The organism is uncultured Anaerococcus sp., assembly GCF_937934665.1.
Classification (GTDB): domain Bacteria; phylum Bacillota; class Clostridia; order Tissierellales; family Peptoniphilaceae; genus Anaerococcus.
This window is the reverse complement of sequence record NZ_CALGYW010000138.1, coordinates 1-13,452: the sequence shown is the minus strand read 5'-3', so window position 1 is coordinate 13,452 and position 13,452 is coordinate 1. Positions and strand designations below refer to the sequence as shown.

Here is a 13,452-nt window from a genome sequence, read left to right as displayed (position 1 = left end):
TTTATAAGCAGATACAAGCCCACTCATCCCACCGCCGGCTATGACAACATCGTAATCAAACTCTTAATTCTTGATTTCAACTGGAATGTCTACTTTCTTTAAGGAGTCAACCTCCTCCTTAGAAGACCCTTCTTGAATGGCCTTGACAGCAGCAGATGTAATTGTTACTCCTGACACATTATCGACAGCTAGTGATTGGTTATCTACAATAGCTTGTGGAATTGTTTCATAAACCGGTTCAGCTATACCACTTGTTTCGTTTTCTTCACCGATTTCAATAGATTCGATCTTATCTTCGCTAAGCTTTACAATAACTTCGACATCACCATCGACACCCGTGGATGTAGCCTTGTATTCACCTTCTTTAAAGGTAATATCACTTATGCTATTGCCTTTTTCATCAGATCCTTCTTCAGTATGTACTGTAGTTTTATTCTCTTTTTTTGCTTCTTCTTGAGTATTACCACCATCATTTTGGCAAGATGTTAGTATAGAAGTGGCTAAAAGAACTAGTAAAAGTTTGTTTTTCATCATTCCTCCTTATTCATAACATTGATATAGTTGTAATTTTATAATTTATACTATATTTAGCAAATATATCTAAAAAAATATAAAAAAGACTCTTATTATATTTTCTATATATAAAGGAAGGAAAATAAAAGCAAGAAAAATTATAAAATCCCTTGATTAATGCTTATAGCCTAGTATACTTACTAGTAGGCCAAGTCAGGAGGTTTAACTTTCTTACTATATATAAGTCATTATAGGACTTTTAGCTTAAGAAAAAATACTTAAACCACTTGCCAAATGGCTATATATGTCGTATCATATATAAGTGCTTTGAAGTTAGATGTTGCTTATGTTTTAAGGCCAAAGACATAAGGAAACTCTGACAGAGCGAGCTTAGGGATGATCCTAAGCGATTTCCAAAAATAATCAAACGCCCGGATGAGCGTAAAAGAAAGAGAGAGGAAAATGGCTAATCAAAAGATAAGAATCAGACTTAGAGCTTACGATCACGAAGTTATCGATAGCTCAGCAGAAAAAATCGTAGAAGCAGTTAAAAGAAGCGGAGCAGAAGTAAGTGGACCAATTCCATTACCAACAGGAATCGAAAGAATAACAATTCTTAGAGCGGTTCACAAAGACAAAGATTCCAGAGAACAGTTTGAACAAAGAACTCACAAAAGACTTATCGACATCATTGGACCTAATGCTAAAACATTAGATGCTCTAAAGAAGTTAAACCTTCCAGCTGGTGTTGATATAGAGATTAAATTATAACTGTAATTAGGATGATTGACGGTTAATAGTTAATAAGGATTAACTAGATTGATCAATCCGCTGTAATTAAGGAGGACTCATGAAGAGTATATTTACAACAAAAGTAGGCATGACTCAAGTCATCGACGAAGATGGAGTTATTACTCCTGTTACTGTTCTAAAAGCTGACGAGAACGTAGTTGTTCAAGTTAAGACAAAAGACGTTGACGGATATAATGCTATCCAAGTAGGAACAGTTGACAAGAAAGAAAAGAATGTCAAAAAACCAATCAAAGGTCACTATGACAAAGCTGGCGTATCATACAAAAGATACCTAAGAGAGATTAACCTTGGTGATGAAGAAACAGAATTAAAAGCAGGTGATAACATCACAGTTGATATCTTTGAAGAAGGCGACCTAGTAGATGTTGTTGCTATCTCAAAGGGTAAAGGAACTCAAGGTGCTATCAAAAGATGGAACTACGGAAGAGGTCCAGCAAGCCACGGTTCAAAATCTCACAGAGTAGCAGGTGCAAGAGCTGCAGGTTCTGACCCAGCTAGAGTATTTAAAGGTAGAAAAGGTTCAGGAAAAATGGGACACGATCGTGTAACTATCCAAAACGTTAAGCTAGTAAAAGTTAACACAGAAGATAGCTACATCTTAGTAAAAGGCGGAGTACCAGGACCTAAAGGCGGACTTGTTGAAGTAAAACAAGCCGTTAAAAGCCTAGACTAAGGAGGAGAAAATGCCTAAAGTAAATATTTTAAATATTAAAGGAGAAAATGTTGGCGAACTTGAACTAAACGAAACAATCTTCGCTACAAAAGTAAGCGAAAACGCAGTTTACGAAGTTATCAAAAACCAACTAACAAATAAAAGACAAGGTACACAATCAGCTAAGACTCGTGCTGAAGTACGTGGTGGTGGACGTAAACCATTTAGACAAAAAGGAACAGGACGTGCTCGTCAAGGTTCTATAAGAGCTCCACACTACACAGGCGGTGGTGTAGTATTTGCACCAAAGCCAAGAGATTACAGCTACAAATTAGCTAAGAAACTAAGAAGAAAAGCACTTTACTCAGTACTTACATCTAAGCTTAATGATGAAGAATTAATAGTAGTAGATAGCCTTAAGCTAGATAATGCTAAGACAAAAGAAGCTAAGGCAGCTCTTACTGCACTTAATGCAGACAAGAAAGCATATGTAGTAACAGCTGAAAGAGATGAGCTAGTATTTAGATCATTTAGAAACATCAAGGGTGTAGAAGTTGCTGAAGCTAGATTAATCAATGTTTATGATTTAGTAAGACATGACAAGTTAGTAATAACAAAAGATGCTATTGCTAAACTTCAGGAGGTATTTATCTAATGAAAGCACCTTACCAAATAATCAAAAGACCAATAATCACAGAAAAAAGCATGGAAATGCTTGATGAGAACAAATATACTTTTGAAGTAGACAAAAACGCTAATAAACCAGAAATCAAAGAAGCAGTAGAGCAAATCTTTGATGGAGTAAAAGTTAAATCAGTAAGAACCATGAACTATAAGGGTAAAAAAGTTAGAACCAGATATGGTTATGGTAAAAGAGCTGACTGGAAAAAAGCTATCGTTGAATTAACAGAAGATAGCCAAGCTATTGAATACTTCGACGGACTATAAGGAGGACTTAGATGGCTATTAGAAAATTAAAACCAACATCAAACGGACATAGAAATATGTCAGTAAGTACCTTTGAAGAAATAACTACAGCAAAGCCATATAAGGCATTAACTACAGACCTTAAAAGCAAGGCTGGTAGAAACAACACAGGTAGAACAACAGTAAGATTCCGTGGTGGCGGAGTTAAGAGAAGATATAGAATTATAGACTTCAAAAGAGATAAGGATAATATTCCAGCAAAAGTACAAACTATCGAATACGATCCAAACAGAAGCGCTTATATCGCACTAGTAGCATATGCTGATGGTGAAAAAAGATATATCCTAGCTCCAAAAGGATTAAAGGTAGGAGATGTTATCGAGTCAGGAGAAAATGCTGATATCAAACCAGGTAACGCACTTGAGCTAAAAGATATACCAGTGGGTTCAACAGTTCACGCAGTAGAACTTAAGGCAAATAGAGGAGCAATCCTTGTAAGAAGTGCAGGTACAGGCGCACAACTTATGGCTAAAGAAGGCGGATTTGCAACACTAAGACTACCAAGTGGTGAAATGAGAATGGTACACCTAAACTGTAGAGCAACAATAGGTACAGTAGGAAACTCAGGACACGAACTACTAAGAGTAGGTAAAGCTGGTAAATCTAGATTTAAAGGCAAAAGACCTCACGTAAGAGGATCAGTAATGAACCCAGTAGACCATCCACACGGTGGTGGTGAAGGTAGAACACCAATTGGTAGACCAAGCCCAATGACACCATGGGGTAAGAAAGCTATCGGTGTTAAAACTAGAAATAAGAAAAAACAATCTTCTGCATACATCGTAAGAAGAAGAAACGAAAAATAGGGGGATATAATGGCTAGATCACTTAAAAAGGGACCATTTGTCGATGAACATTTAATGAAAAAAGTTGAAGCATTAAATGAAAAAAATGAAAAGAAAGTAATAAGAACATGGTCAAGACGTTCTACAATATTCCCTGAATTTGTAGAACATACAATAGCAGTTCATGACGGAAGAAAACACGTTCCAATCTATATCACAGAAGATATGGTAGGTCATAAACTAGGCGAATTTGTGTCAACAAGAACATTCAGAGGCCACGCTAAAAAGGCAACTGAAATGAAAAGCAAAATGCGTTAGGAGAGATAAATGAAAGTACAAGCAATAGCTAAATATCAAAGAATATCTCCTCTAAAAGTTAACTATATAGCAAGAGAAATTCGTGGCAAACAAGTAGATGAAGCACTAAACATTCTTAAGTTTACCAACAAAAAAGGTGCAAGACTACTAGAAAGCGTACTAAAAAGTGCCATTGCCAATGCTGAGAACAACAACGGACTTGATAGAGAAGATCTATATGTAGAAAAAGCATATGCAAATGATGCACCAACTATGAAAAGATACAGACCTAAAGCTAAGGGTGCTGCATACCCTATATTAAAAAGATCAAGTCATATCGGCGTAGTGTTAGCGGATATAGAGGAAAGGTAGGATTAATATGGGACAAAAAGTAAACCCTAAAGGATATAGAGTAGGCGTAATCAAAGATTGGGATTCCAAATGGTTCGCTGATAAAAAAGACTTTTCTGACCTTCTTGTAGAAGACGTAAAGATAAGAGAATTTATCAAAAAACAAGCCTATGAAGCAGGAATCGCAGACATTGAAATAGAAAGAGCAGTAAACAACCTAAAGATTACAATCTTTACAGGAAAACCAGGCATGGTAATCGGTAGAGGTGGTGCTGGAGTAGAAGGACTTAAAAACAAGCTAGAAAAAATTGCTCCAGGTAAAAGAATCATCATCAACGTTGAAGAAATCAAATACCAAGATTTATCTGCCCAATTAGTTGCTGAAAATATAGCTAACCAACTAGAAAACAGAATCGCATTTAGACGTGCCATGAAACAATCAATCCAAAGAACAATGAGAGCTGGAGCTAAGGGTATCAAAACTATGGTTTCAGGAAGAGTTGGCGGAGCAGACATGGCTAGAAGTGAAGGATACTCAGAAGGTACAATTCCACTTCAAACACTAAGAGCAAATATTGACTACGGTTTTGCAGAAGCAGACACAGAATACGGTAAAATCGGATGTAAAGTTTGGATCTATAAAGGCGAAGTTCTTCCAGGAGAAAAGGCTGAAAGAGAACCAAAACTTCAGGCTCCACAAAACAATAAAAGAAGAAAAAGAAATAATAGACGTCCAAACAGAAATAATAAGGGACAAAATTAGTCTTAAAGAATCAGGAGAGTATTATTTATGTTAATGCCTAAAAGAGTAAAATATCGTAGACAACATAGAGGCAGAATGAAAGGTAATGCTAATAGAGGTAACCAACTTGCTTATGGTGAGTACGGTTTACAAGCTCTAGAAGCTTGCTGGATGACAGCAAACCAAATCGAGGCTGCTCGTCGTGCGATGACAAGATATATAAAAAGAGGCGGAAATATTTGGATTAAAGTATTTCCAGACAAACCAGTATCTAAAAAGCCTGCAGAGGTAAGAATGGGTTCTGGTAAAGGTTCACCAGAATACTGGGTAGCCGTTGTGAAACCAGGTAGAGTATTATTTGAGATGAGTGGTGTTAGTGAAGAGATAGCAAGAGAATCAATGAGACTTGCTGCACAAAAACTTCCAATAAAAACAAAATTCATCCAAAGACTTGAAGTAACAGGTTCGGAGGAATAAGGATGAAAACAGCAGAAATTAGAAATTTATCAGATAGAGACCTAGACAAACAACTATTTGATTTACAAAATGAGCTTTTCAATCTTCGTTTTAGGCTTGCCACAGGTCAGTTAGAAAACCCAGCAGCTATAGGAACTGTTAAGAAAGATATAGCTAGAGTTAAGACTATCCAAACAGAAAGAAAGATTGAAGCGGGCAAGGAGGCTTAATCTCAATGGAAAGAAATAGAAGAAACGTACGCCAAGGCGTGGTTGTATCTGACAAAATGGATAAGACCATTACAGTTCTTGTTGAAGATATAATCAGTCACCCAGTGTATAAAAAGAAAATAGTTAGAAGTACAAAATACAAAGCTCATGATGAGAAAAATGAAGCTAAAGTTGGCGATAAAGTAGTAATAATGGAAACAAGAGCCCTATCTAAAACAAAAAGATGGAGACTAGTACGCATTAGCCAAGCGGCAGAAATTGTTTAATTAACAAGGAGATTATTATGATACAACAAGAAACTCGTATGAGAGTAGCAGATAACTCCGGCGCAAGAGAACTTTCAGTAATCAAAGTTCTTGGAGGAACTAGAAGAAGATATGCTAATATTGGTGATGTAGTAACTTGTTCAGTTAAAAGTGCAACACCTGGCGGAGCGGTAAAAAAAGGTCAAGTAGTAAAGGCTGTTATTGTTAGAACAAAAAGAGGCCTAAAAAGAGTTGATGGTTCGGTAATAAGATTTGACGATAACGCTGCAGTAATCATCAAAGACGACCTTACACCAGTAGGAACAAGAATCTTTGGTCCAGTAACAAGGGAGCTAAGATCTGAAGGTTTCATGAGAATTATCTCTCTCGCACCGGAAGTATTATAGGGGGATAACATGCATATAAGAAAAGGCGATAAAGTCCAAATAATATCAGGTGAATATAAAGGACATGTTGGAGAAGTTTTAAAAGCTTTCCCAAAGACAAATAGAGTAATAGTTGAAGGTGCCAACGTGCAAACAAAACACCAAAGAGCAACAACAATGGGTGGAGAAAGTGGAAGACTTGAACAAGAAGGCCCAATAGATGCGTCAAAAGTACTTCTATATTCAGAAGAACTAAAAAAAGGTGTTCGTACAGGAATAGTTTACGAAGACGGTAAAAAGATTCGTAAATCTAAAAAAACTGACGAAAAATTCGACTAGTTGATAGGAGATATTATGACACAGAGACTTAAAGAAAAATATCAAAACGAAGTTGTTGGCGAACTTATAGAAAAGTTTGGTTACAAAAATGTAATGCAAGTTCCAAAGCTTGAAAAAATAGTTATAAATGTGGGACTTGGTGAAGCAAAAGATAACCAAAACTTATTAAACACAGCTAAAAATGAGCTAAGCCTAATAACAGGTCAACAACCAATTGAAATCAAAGCTAAAAAATCAGTAGCGAACTTTAAATTAAGAGCTGGTCAAGCAGTTGGTACAAAGGTAACACTTAGAAGAGATAAGATGTATAACTTTTTAGATAAGTTAATCTCAATCTCACTTCCAAGAGTTAGAGACTTTAGAGGTATCAACCCAAATTCTTTTGATGGACGTGGAAATTATTCACTAGGAATCAAAGAACAATTGATCTTCCCTGAAATAAAATACGATGATGTAGACTTCATTCACGGAATGGACATCACTATCGTAACAACTGCTGAAACTGATGAAGAAGCAAAAGCATTCTTACAATTAATGGGAATGCCATTTAAGAAATAGAAGGAGCAAAAATGGCTAAAAAGTCACTAAGAGCTAAACAACAAAGAAAACAAAAATTCTCAACAAGAGAATATTCAAGATGTAAACTTTGTGGAAGACCACACGGCTACTTAAGAAAATATGGAATTTGCCGTATTTGCTTTAGAGAACTTGCAAATAATGGACAAATACCAGGAGTAAGAAAAGCAAGCTGGTAATTAAGGGGGAAAGATAATTATGATGACAGATCCAATAGCGGATATGCTAACAAGAATCAGAAATGGTAATAAAGCAAATCATAAAAATGTTGCACTACCATCTTCTAATGAGAAAAAAGCTATTGCCCAAATACTTCTTGATGAAGGCTTTATAACAGGGTTTAAAGTAGAAGAAGACGGCAAACAAGGTATTCTTACAATAGATTTAAAATATACAGAAAATGGCGAAAGAGTAATCTCGGGACTTAGAAGAATTTCTAAACCAGGTCTTAGAGTTTACGTAAAAGCAAACGAAGTTCCAAAGGTACTAGATGGTCTTGGAACAGCAATTATTTCGACATCAAAAGGACTTATGACTGACCGTGCTGCAAGAAGCGAAAACGTAGGCGGCGAAGTTATTTGTTACGTATGGTAAGGAGAAATATATGTCAAGAATAGGTAAACAACCAATCGAAATACCTTCTGGAGTAGAAGTTACTATAGATAGTCTAAATGTAAAAGTTAAAGGTAAAAACGGAGAAGATAGCTTAACTTTAAGCAAAAACGTAAAACTTGAACAAGCTGACAACGAACTAATCCTAACAATTCCTGAAAACTATACAAAACAAGAAAATATTGACCATGGTCTTTATAGATCTTTACTAAACAATATGGTAGTTGGTGTATCAGAAGGTTATACAAAGACACTTCAAATCGAAGGAACAGGATATAGAGCAAATAAACAAGGTAAAAACCTAGTACTTAACCTAGGCTATTCTCACCAAGTAACAATGGCTGATCCTGAAGGAATCGAAACTGAAGTTCCAAACGATAGAACTATTATTGTAAAAGGATACAACAAACAACTAGTAGGTCAACATGCTGCAAACATCAGAGCAAAAAGAAAACCTGAACCATACAAGGGCAAGGGTGTTAGATATGCTGATGAGTATGTAAGACGTAAAGTTGGTAAGACAGGTAAGTAGGAGATATAAATGGCTAAAAAGAACAAAAATGATAGACTAATAACTCGTAAAAAAAGAGTTAGATCAAAGATATCCGGAACTCCTCAAAGACCAAGACTTTCAGTATATAAATCAAACTCAAACATCTATGCACAACTTATAGATGATGTAAACGGAGTTACACTTGCAAGTGCTAACAGTCTTCAAAAAGAAGTAGCTGATAGTGAAAAGGCAAATGTAGAAACAGCTAAAAAAGTTGGCGAAGCAATCGGTAAAAGAGCGCTAGAAGCTGGTATAGAAGAAGTTGTATTTGATAGAAACGGATATTTATATCACGGAAAAGTCAAAGCGCTAGCAGAAGCAGCAAGAGAAGCTGGTCTTAAATTTTAGGAGGTTGGTAAAATGAAATATTTATTAAAAAGTGAAGTAGAAAAACTAAACCTCGAAGATAGAGTAGTAAGTATCAATAGAGTTGCTAAAACTGTTAAAGGTGGACGTAACATTAGATTTACAGCCCTAGTAGTTGTAGGAAACTCAAATGGTGTTGTAGGTGTAGGAACAGGTAAGGCTACAGAAGTACCAGAAGCAATTAGAAAAGCTACAGAAAATGCTAAAAAGCAAATGATAGAAGTTCCAGTAGTAGGAACAACAATCCCACACAGAATCCAAGGAGTGGATGGTGCAGGAAAAGTTCTACTAATGCCAGCAGTAGAAGGTACAGGTATCATCGCAGGTGGTCCAGTACGTGCTATATGCGAGCTTGCAGGATACAAAGATATCAAAGCAAAGAACTTAGGAACATCAAATCCAAGAAATATCATCAATGCATGTATAAAAGCATTTTACAACATGAAGACTGTAGAAGAAGTTGCAAGACTTCGTGGTAAATCGGTAGAAGAATTTGACTATTAAGGAGAGCACAATGGGTAAAATTGAAATCACACTTAAAAGATCTTTTATCGGTAAAAAAGATGGACAGATCGCAACAGCAAAAGCGCTTGGCCTTAAAAAAATCGGTCAATCAGTTGTTAAAGAAAATAATGCTGCAACCCAAGGCATGATTCATAAAATCAGCCACATGGTTGAAGTTAAGAAAATAGACTGAGGTGTAAAATGAAATTACATGATTTACAACCAAACGTTAAATATAAAGATAGAAAACGTAAGGGTAGAGGTGCTGGTTCAGGACTAGGTAAGAGATCTGGTCGTGGACAAGACGGACAAAACTCTAGAAGTGGTGGAGGAGTAAGACCAGGTTTCGAAGGTGGTCAAATGCCTCTATACAGACTCTTACCAAAGAGAGGATTTAGAAACATCAACAGAAAATATTACGAAACAATCAATGTTGAGAGTCTAAATGTTTTCGAAGATGGTACAGAAGTTACACCAGAATTATTATTTGAAACAAAATTATTAAACAAAAACAAAGCAAAAGCAGGAGTAAAAATCCTAGGCGACGGCGAATTAGAAAAGAAGCTAACAATAAAAGCTCATAAATTCACAAAATCTGCAGTAGAAAAAATCGAACAAGCAGGTGGAAGTGTAGAAACTATCGAAGTTAAAAAGTGGGTAAAACCATCTAAAAAAGCTTAATAGAAAGAAGTAGCTATGTTAGATATAATAAAAAGAGCCTCAAGGGAAGAAGAAATAAGGAAGAAATTCCACTTCACCCTCTTGATGCTTGTAATATATAGGCTTGGAAATAATATTCCAATACCTTTTATCGATACAAATGCCTTAGCAAATGCATATTCAAATATTGAAGGAACCTTAGTAGACTACCTAAACATGCTAACAGGTGGTGGACTATCAACCCTATCAATATTTGCCCTAGGGGTTCAACCTTACATTACAGCATCAATTGTAATGCAGCTTTTGACAGTTGTAATTCCAAGGCTAGAAGAATTAACCCGTGAGGGTGAACAAGGAAGAAAAACCATCCAGAAATACACAAGGTATGTAACAATTGTCCTTGCAGTATTCCAAGCAGTGGCTATTACAAACGGACTCTATGGAGCAGCCCTATCAAGTGCGACAGGCTTTCAAAAGTTAGCCATGAATGTCACCCTAATAGGTGGAACAATGTTTGTAACATGGATGGGTGAAACCATGACAGAAAAGGGACTTGGAAACGGTACAAGTTTATTAATCTTCATGGGAATCATCGCAAGCTTTCCAAGAACTATATCTAGATGGAAAGAAGGCCTTCACTATAATACTACAAGTGTTTTAGCTATAGCTATAATGGCAATTTTAATAGTCCTAATAGTAATAGCAGTAGTAAAGATATCTGAAGGAGAAAGAAAAATCCCAGTCCAATATGCAAAAAGAGTAGTAGGACGTAAGATGTACGGCGGCCAATCAACCCACATACCAGTAAAGGTAAACATGGGTGGTGTAATGCCAATAATCTTTGCATCAGCAGTACTTGCTATACCTTCTACTGTATCACTATTTTTCGGTAGTGGTGGAGAAAATGGACTAACAGCATTTTTCAACAATTCAGCTTTTGGGTTTGGAATATACTTATTAGTACAAACAGTACTAATCTTAGTATTTGCATACTTCTACAACCAAATTCAATTTAATACTGTTGAATATGCAAAACAACTACAACAAAATGGTGGATTTATCCCAGGCATCAGACCAGGAAAACCAACAGGTGACTTCCTAGCAACAGTATCAACAAGAATTACCTTTATAGGATCAATATGCTTAGCACTACTTACCATAGTACCAGCTATAGCAAGTAGACTACTAGGACTAGAAATATCATTTGGTGGATCATCAGTAATCATTGTTGTAGGTGTAATAATAGAAACTGTAAAACAAATCGAAGCTATGATGACTATGAAGCAATATAAAGGATTTTTAAACAGGTAAGAAATGAATATAATTTTGTTAGGCCCACCAGGAGCTGGCAAGGGTACGCTATCAAGTAAAATAATAGACAGATACGAAGCAGTTCAGATAGCAACAGGTGATATATTCAGATACAATATCTCAAATAAAACTGAACTGGGAATGAAAGCAAAATCTTACATGGACAGGGGAGATCTTGTACCAGATGAATTAACAATTGATCTAGTATGGGATGCCTTTGATAAGGTAGAAGATAGGGACGAAAGAATAGTATTATTCGATGGTTTCCCTAGAAACCTTGACCAAGCCAAAGCCCTAGATGAGGGAATGGAAGAAAGAAATACTGAAATAGGCAAAGTTATTTATTTTGATGTAGATGATGAAATCCTAATAGATAGAATAACAGGCAGAAGGGTATGTACAGACTGTGGAGCCACCTACCATATTCATAACAGCAAGCCAGAAAAAGAAGGCGTATGTGATAAATGCGGTGGCAAACTTATACAAAGAAATGACGACAACGATGAAACAGTCAAAAACCGTATTTCAGTTTATAACAAACACACTAGCCCACTTATAGAATACTATGAAAAGGCTGGCAAGTTAGAAAAAATAGATGGCGCTAAAACCCCAGAAGAAGTTTTTAACGAATTTAACGATAAATTAGGAAAGCAAACTAATTTATGAGAAGAAAAAATTAGATGTGATAGAATCTTTCAAAGATTTCTAGATCAAAGTCGTTGATAAAGAAAAAGCGTTCAATAGACATTTTAGAAAAAAAAAAAAGGAGGTTCTATCAATGTCAAAAAAAGATGCTATAGAAGTAACAGGAGTAGTTGACGAAGTATTACCAAATGCAATATTTAGGGTAAAACTTGACAATGGACATGAAGTACAAGCTCATTTATCAGGCAAGCTTCGTATGAACAGTATTAGAATATTAGAAGGAGATACAGTAACAGTAGAACTATCTCCTTACGATCTAAGCCAAGGTAGAATTACTTGGAGAAGGAAATAGTCTCAAGCTATGGGTGAAGGATTTTCAATCCTTCATTTTCGAGATGAGCGAAGCGAGTCCGAAAAACTAAGCGAAAAGCCAAAGCTTTGCGAGGATATTATCCTAAAATTTTTTACAAGTAAATTACAAATATAGGCAAAAGACATTAACTTTTAAAAAAGTCAAATCTAAAGATAAGATATAAACTTAAGTTAGGAGCAAACATGAAAGTTAGAGCATCAGTTAAAAAAATGTGTGATAAATGTAAGATTATCAAAAGAAACGGTAAAGTAATGGTAATCTGCGACAATCCAAAACACAAACAAAGACAAGGTTAGGAGGGTTTAATGCCAAGAATAGCTGGTATAGATTTACCTAGAGAAAAAAGAGCAGAAATTGGACTAACATATATATATGGAGTAGGAAGAGCAACTGCTAACGAAATATTAAAAAATGCAGGAATCAATCCTGATACAAAGATGAAAGACCTTACAGAAGAAGAACTTGGTAAGATCCGTGAGCAACTTGATAAGTACACAATCGAAGGTGACCTTAGACGTGAAACAAGCTTAAACATCAAGGCACTAAGAGAAAATGGTTCTTATAGAGGACTAAGACATAAAAATGGTCTACCTGTTAGAGGTCAAAACACTAAAAACAACGCAAGAACAAGAAAAAGCAGAAAGGGTTAATAGATAATGGCTCAAAAAACAAAAAAATCTACAAGAAGTAGAAGAAGAGTTAAAAAGAATGTTGAACGTGGCCAAGCTCACATTTCTTCAACATTCAATAATACAATGGTAACACTTACTGATATGCAAGGAAACGCACTCTCTTGGGCAAGCGCAGGACAATTAGGCTTTAGAGGAAGTAGAAAATCTACTCCATTTGCAGCAGGTGAAGCAGCAGAAACTGCAGCTAAAATTGCAATCGACCAAGGCCTAAAAACTGTAGAAGTTTATGTAAAAGGACCAGGTTCAGGAAGAGAAGCAGCAATCAGAAGTCTACAAGCAGCAGGACTTGAAGTTACAATGATTAAAGATGTAACACCAATTCCACACAATGGATGTAGACCACCAAAGAGAAGAAGAGTTTAAT

28 protein-coding genes are annotated in these 13,452 nt (G+C 35.9%); 27 read left to right on the top strand and 1 reads right to left on the bottom strand.

Translation table 11 applies throughout. The features are described from left to right. Positions 1-63: 63 nt before the first annotated feature. Positions 64-531 (bottom strand): FMN-binding protein, encoded by a 468-nt coding sequence (locus Q0410_RS07185; RefSeq protein WP_299034927.1) that lies wholly within the window; start codon positions 529-531, stop codon positions 64-66. Between the two features lie 444 nt (positions 532-975). Here Q0410_RS07185 and rpsJ point away from each other — a divergent pair, with 444 nt between their 5' ends. From rpsJ to rpsK, 27 genes are all read left to right on the top strand, one after another. Then, a complete protein-coding gene (gene rpsJ, locus Q0410_RS07180; RefSeq protein WP_299034924.1) occupies positions 976-1,284 on the top strand; it encodes a 30S ribosomal protein S10 in 309 nt (102 codons plus the stop codon). Between the two features lie 79 nt (positions 1,285-1,363). Then, on the top strand, positions 1,364-1,999 hold the full coding sequence (gene rplC / locus Q0410_RS07175; RefSeq protein WP_299034922.1) for a 50S ribosomal protein L3: 636 nt from the start codon (positions 1,364-1,366) through the stop codon (positions 1,997-1,999). A gap of 10 nt (positions 2,000-2,009) precedes the next feature. Beyond that, positions 2,010-2,633, top strand: coding sequence for a 50S ribosomal protein L4 (gene rplD / locus Q0410_RS07170; protein WP_299034920.1), 624 nt, complete (start codon positions 2,010-2,012; stop codon positions 2,631-2,633). Continuing rightward, the gene (gene rplW, locus Q0410_RS07165) at positions 2,633-2,926 is read left to right on the top strand and encodes a 50S ribosomal protein L23 (protein WP_299034918.1); all 294 of its coding nucleotides are present in this window, start codon (positions 2,633-2,635) and stop codon (positions 2,924-2,926) included. Before rplD ends, rplW begins: the two co-directional genes overlap by 1 nt. A gap of 11 nt (positions 2,927-2,937) precedes the next feature. Next, entirely contained in the window at positions 2,938-3,771 is an 834-nt protein-coding gene (rplB, locus tag Q0410_RS07160; protein WP_299034915.1) for a 50S ribosomal protein L2, read from the top strand. A 9-nt stretch (positions 3,772-3,780) separates the two neighbouring features. Continuing rightward, positions 3,781-4,068, top strand: a complete 288-nt coding sequence (gene rpsS / locus Q0410_RS07155; protein WP_299034913.1) for a 30S ribosomal protein S19 — start codon at positions 3,781-3,783, stop codon at positions 4,066-4,068. A 9-nt stretch (positions 4,069-4,077) separates the two neighbouring features. Further along, positions 4,078-4,419, top strand: a complete 342-nt coding sequence (gene rplV / locus Q0410_RS07150) for a 50S ribosomal protein L22 (RefSeq protein ID WP_299034910.1) — start codon at positions 4,078-4,080, stop codon at positions 4,417-4,419. 7 nt (positions 4,420-4,426) lie between these two features. Next, positions 4,427-5,161, top strand: a complete 735-nt coding sequence (rpsC, locus tag Q0410_RS07145) for a 30S ribosomal protein S3 (RefSeq protein ID WP_299034907.1) — start codon at positions 4,427-4,429, stop codon at positions 5,159-5,161. A 27-nt stretch (positions 5,162-5,188) separates the two neighbouring features. After that, on the top strand, positions 5,189-5,617 hold the full coding sequence (gene rplP / locus Q0410_RS07140; protein ID WP_299034904.1) for a 50S ribosomal protein L16: 429 nt from the start codon (positions 5,189-5,191) through the stop codon (positions 5,615-5,617). Positions 5,618-5,619: 2 nt separating this feature from the next. After that, a complete protein-coding gene (gene rpmC / locus Q0410_RS07135) occupies positions 5,620-5,826 on the top strand; it encodes a 50S ribosomal protein L29 (RefSeq protein WP_299034901.1) in 207 nt (68 codons plus the stop codon). Between the two features lie 5 nt (positions 5,827-5,831). Further along, the gene (gene rpsQ, locus Q0410_RS07130; RefSeq protein ID WP_299034898.1) at positions 5,832-6,092 is read left to right on the top strand and encodes a 30S ribosomal protein S17; all 261 of its coding nucleotides are present in this window, start codon (positions 5,832-5,834) and stop codon (positions 6,090-6,092) included. A 17-nt stretch (positions 6,093-6,109) separates the two neighbouring features. Continuing rightward, entirely contained in the window at positions 6,110-6,478 is a 369-nt protein-coding gene (rplN, locus tag Q0410_RS07125) for a 50S ribosomal protein L14 (protein WP_299034895.1), read from the top strand. A gap of 9 nt (positions 6,479-6,487) precedes the next feature. Next, positions 6,488-6,796 carry a 50S ribosomal protein L24 gene (gene rplX / locus Q0410_RS07120; protein WP_299034892.1) on the top strand — a complete coding sequence of 103 codons (309 nt, stop codon included), beginning with the start codon at positions 6,488-6,490 and terminating at the stop codon, positions 6,794-6,796. 15 nt (positions 6,797-6,811) lie between these two features. After that, on the top strand, positions 6,812-7,354 hold the full coding sequence (gene rplE / locus Q0410_RS07115) for a 50S ribosomal protein L5 (RefSeq protein WP_299034889.1): 543 nt from the start codon (positions 6,812-6,814) through the stop codon (positions 7,352-7,354). Positions 7,355-7,365: 11 nt separating this feature from the next. After that, positions 7,366-7,551, top strand: a complete 186-nt coding sequence (locus Q0410_RS07110) for a type Z 30S ribosomal protein S14 (RefSeq protein ID WP_299034886.1) — start codon at positions 7,366-7,368, stop codon at positions 7,549-7,551. A 19-nt stretch (positions 7,552-7,570) separates the two neighbouring features. Beyond that, on the top strand, positions 7,571-7,966 hold the full coding sequence (gene rpsH / locus Q0410_RS07105; protein WP_299034883.1) for a 30S ribosomal protein S8: 396 nt from the start codon (positions 7,571-7,573) through the stop codon (positions 7,964-7,966). A gap of 10 nt (positions 7,967-7,976) precedes the next feature. Further along, on the top strand, positions 7,977-8,516 hold the full coding sequence (gene rplF / locus Q0410_RS07100) for a 50S ribosomal protein L6 (RefSeq protein WP_299034880.1): 540 nt from the start codon (positions 7,977-7,979) through the stop codon (positions 8,514-8,516). 9 nt (positions 8,517-8,525) lie between these two features. Continuing rightward, a complete protein-coding gene (gene rplR, locus Q0410_RS07095; RefSeq protein WP_299034877.1) occupies positions 8,526-8,885 on the top strand; it encodes a 50S ribosomal protein L18 in 360 nt (119 codons plus the stop codon). Between the two features lie 12 nt (positions 8,886-8,897). Continuing rightward, positions 8,898-9,407 (top strand): 30S ribosomal protein S5, encoded by a 510-nt coding sequence (gene rpsE / locus Q0410_RS07090; RefSeq protein ID WP_299034874.1) that lies wholly within the window; start codon positions 8,898-8,900, stop codon positions 9,405-9,407. Between the two features lie 10 nt (positions 9,408-9,417). Beyond that, positions 9,418-9,600 carry a 50S ribosomal protein L30 gene (gene rpmD, locus Q0410_RS07085; RefSeq protein ID WP_299034871.1) on the top strand — a complete coding sequence of 61 codons (183 nt, stop codon included), beginning with the start codon at positions 9,418-9,420 and terminating at the stop codon, positions 9,598-9,600. Positions 9,601-9,608: 8 nt separating this feature from the next. After that, positions 9,609-10,088, top strand: a complete 480-nt coding sequence (gene rplO, locus Q0410_RS07080) for a 50S ribosomal protein L15 (protein WP_299034869.1) — start codon at positions 9,609-9,611, stop codon at positions 10,086-10,088. Between the two features lie 15 nt (positions 10,089-10,103). Then, entirely contained in the window at positions 10,104-11,378 is a 1,275-nt protein-coding gene (gene secY / locus Q0410_RS07075) for a preprotein translocase subunit SecY (protein WP_299034866.1), read from the top strand. A gap of 3 nt (positions 11,379-11,381) precedes the next feature. After that, on the top strand, positions 11,382-12,044 hold the full coding sequence (locus Q0410_RS07070; protein WP_299034863.1) for an adenylate kinase: 663 nt from the start codon (positions 11,382-11,384) through the stop codon (positions 12,042-12,044). 112 nt (positions 12,045-12,156) lie between these two features. Then, positions 12,157-12,375 carry a translation initiation factor IF-1 gene (gene infA / locus Q0410_RS07065; protein ID WP_299034860.1) on the top strand — a complete coding sequence of 73 codons (219 nt, stop codon included), beginning with the start codon at positions 12,157-12,159 and terminating at the stop codon, positions 12,373-12,375. A gap of 203 nt (positions 12,376-12,578) precedes the next feature. Further along, positions 12,579-12,692, top strand: a complete 114-nt coding sequence (gene rpmJ / locus Q0410_RS07060) for a 50S ribosomal protein L36 (RefSeq protein ID WP_101539529.1) — start codon at positions 12,579-12,581, stop codon at positions 12,690-12,692. Between the two features lie 9 nt (positions 12,693-12,701). Then, positions 12,702-13,046, top strand: a complete 345-nt coding sequence (gene rpsM, locus Q0410_RS07055; protein ID WP_299034855.1) for a 30S ribosomal protein S13 — start codon at positions 12,702-12,704, stop codon at positions 13,044-13,046. A gap of 6 nt (positions 13,047-13,052) precedes the next feature. After that, positions 13,053-13,451 carry a 30S ribosomal protein S11 gene (gene rpsK, locus Q0410_RS07050; protein WP_299034851.1) on the top strand — a complete coding sequence of 133 codons (399 nt, stop codon included), beginning with the start codon at positions 13,053-13,055 and terminating at the stop codon, positions 13,449-13,451. Position 13,452: the final 1 nt, after the last annotated feature.

Bases quoted from the DNA above. Each gene is read 5' to 3' on its own strand.
- Q0410_RS07185 (WP_299034927.1), bottom strand. From the start codon at position 531: ATGAAAAACAAACTTTTACTAGTTCTTTTAGCCACTTCTATACTAACA.
- rpsJ (WP_299034924.1), top strand. From the start codon at position 976: ATGGCTAATCAAAAGATAAGAATCAGACTTAGAGCTTACGATCACGAA.
- rplC (WP_299034922.1), top strand. From the start codon at position 1,364: ATGAAGAGTATATTTACAACAAAAGTAGGCATGACTCAAGTCATCGAC.
- rplD (WP_299034920.1), top strand. From the start codon at position 2,010: ATGCCTAAAGTAAATATTTTAAATATTAAAGGAGAAAATGTTGGCGAA.
- rplW (WP_299034918.1), top strand. From the start codon at position 2,633: ATGAAAGCACCTTACCAAATAATCAAAAGACCAATAATCACAGAAAAA.
- rplB (WP_299034915.1), top strand. From the start codon at position 2,938: ATGGCTATTAGAAAATTAAAACCAACATCAAACGGACATAGAAATATG.
- rpsS (WP_299034913.1), top strand. From the start codon at position 3,781: ATGGCTAGATCACTTAAAAAGGGACCATTTGTCGATGAACATTTAATG.
- rplV (WP_299034910.1), top strand. From the start codon at position 4,078: ATGAAAGTACAAGCAATAGCTAAATATCAAAGAATATCTCCTCTAAAA.
- rpsC (WP_299034907.1), top strand. From the start codon at position 4,427: ATGGGACAAAAAGTAAACCCTAAAGGATATAGAGTAGGCGTAATCAAA.
- rplP (WP_299034904.1), top strand. From the start codon at position 5,189: ATGTTAATGCCTAAAAGAGTAAAATATCGTAGACAACATAGAGGCAGA.
- rpmC (WP_299034901.1), top strand. From the start codon at position 5,620: ATGAAAACAGCAGAAATTAGAAATTTATCAGATAGAGACCTAGACAAA.
- rpsQ (WP_299034898.1), top strand. From the start codon at position 5,832: ATGGAAAGAAATAGAAGAAACGTACGCCAAGGCGTGGTTGTATCTGAC.
- rplN (WP_299034895.1), top strand. From the start codon at position 6,110: ATGATACAACAAGAAACTCGTATGAGAGTAGCAGATAACTCCGGCGCA.
- rplX (WP_299034892.1), top strand. From the start codon at position 6,488: ATGCATATAAGAAAAGGCGATAAAGTCCAAATAATATCAGGTGAATAT.
- rplE (WP_299034889.1), top strand. From the start codon at position 6,812: ATGACACAGAGACTTAAAGAAAAATATCAAAACGAAGTTGTTGGCGAA.
- Q0410_RS07110 (WP_299034886.1), top strand. From the start codon at position 7,366: ATGGCTAAAAAGTCACTAAGAGCTAAACAACAAAGAAAACAAAAATTC.
- rpsH (WP_299034883.1), top strand. From the start codon at position 7,571: ATGATGACAGATCCAATAGCGGATATGCTAACAAGAATCAGAAATGGT.
- rplF (WP_299034880.1), top strand. From the start codon at position 7,977: ATGTCAAGAATAGGTAAACAACCAATCGAAATACCTTCTGGAGTAGAA.
- rplR (WP_299034877.1), top strand. From the start codon at position 8,526: ATGGCTAAAAAGAACAAAAATGATAGACTAATAACTCGTAAAAAAAGA.
- rpsE (WP_299034874.1), top strand. From the start codon at position 8,898: ATGAAATATTTATTAAAAAGTGAAGTAGAAAAACTAAACCTCGAAGAT.
- rpmD (WP_299034871.1), top strand. From the start codon at position 9,418: ATGGGTAAAATTGAAATCACACTTAAAAGATCTTTTATCGGTAAAAAA.
- rplO (WP_299034869.1), top strand. From the start codon at position 9,609: ATGAAATTACATGATTTACAACCAAACGTTAAATATAAAGATAGAAAA.
- secY (WP_299034866.1), top strand. From the start codon at position 10,104: ATGTTAGATATAATAAAAAGAGCCTCAAGGGAAGAAGAAATAAGGAAG.
- Q0410_RS07070 (WP_299034863.1), top strand. From the start codon at position 11,382: ATGAATATAATTTTGTTAGGCCCACCAGGAGCTGGCAAGGGTACGCTA.
- infA (WP_299034860.1), top strand. From the start codon at position 12,157: ATGTCAAAAAAAGATGCTATAGAAGTAACAGGAGTAGTTGACGAAGTA.
- rpmJ (WP_101539529.1), top strand. From the start codon at position 12,579: ATGAAAGTTAGAGCATCAGTTAAAAAAATGTGTGATAAATGTAAGATT.
- rpsM (WP_299034855.1), top strand. From the start codon at position 12,702: ATGCCAAGAATAGCTGGTATAGATTTACCTAGAGAAAAAAGAGCAGAA.
- rpsK (WP_299034851.1), top strand. From the start codon at position 13,053: ATGGCTCAAAAAACAAAAAAATCTACAAGAAGTAGAAGAAGAGTTAAA.